1 protein-coding gene is annotated in these 907 nt (G+C 61.4%); it reads left to right on the top strand.

Annotated elements, in window-relative coordinates:
* Positions 1-77: 77 nt before the first annotated feature.
* Positions 78-907: electron transfer flavoprotein subunit alpha/FixB family protein (locus ACUN8H_RS18725; RefSeq protein WP_445533544.1), on the top strand; the 830-nt coding region annotated here is incomplete at its 3' end.

The following is a 907-nucleotide window of genomic DNA, read 5'->3' as shown; positions in this document are numbered from 1 at the left end:
ATCAAAGTGGCCTCGGTAGACGAGCTAATCGACAAACTGAAAAACGAAGCCAAGGTGCTTTAATAGGAGCGGATCTCATGAGCATTCTGGTACTTGCCGACCTGCATGAAGGCCAACTGGCGGGCGCCACCGCCCACGTAGTCGCGGCCGCTCAGGCCATCGGTGGTGAGATTGATATTCTGGTCGCTGGCGAAGGCGTCCAGGCAGCGGCAGACGCCGCTGCAAAACTCGACGGCGTCAACAAAGTACGTATTGCCGATAACGCCGTGTACGCCCACCAGCTTGCCGAGCCCATGGGCGCGCTGCTGGGCGCGCTGCTGGTCGCGCTGGCCGATGACTACAGCCACGTGCTGGCCAGTGCCTCCACCACCGGCAAAAACATCCTGCCGCGTCTTGCCGCGCTAAAAGACGTTAGCCAGCTGTCGGATGTGTTGGGTGTGGAAAGTGCCGATACCTTCCTGCGCCCCATCTACGCCGGTAACGCCATCGCCACGGTGAAAAGCGATGACCCGCTGAAAGTCATCACCGTGCGTACCACCGGCTTCGATGCGGTGGGCAGTAACGGCAGTGCAACGATCGAAGCCGTCGATACCGTGGTGGAAAACACTCAGTCCAGCTTTGTGAAGCAAGCGCTGGCGCAGAGCGACCGTCCAGAACTCGGCGGTGCCAAGGTGGTGATCTCCGGCGGCCGCGGCATGGGCAACGGTGAGAACTTCAAACTGCTGGACGGCATTGCCGACAAGCTCGGCGCCGCCATCGGAGCCTCCCGCGCGGCGGTCGACGCAGGCTTTGTGCCTAACGACATGCAGGTCGGTCAGACCGGTAAGATCGTCGCGCCCGACCTGTACATTGCGGTAGGCATCAGCGGGGCGATTCAGCACCTGGCGGGCATGAAAGACTCCAAGGT

Source organism: Vreelandella sp. V005, from assembly GCF_052645115.1.
Note: the sequence above shows the minus strand (reverse complement) of the source record. Positions and strands in the feature narration are given on the sequence as shown.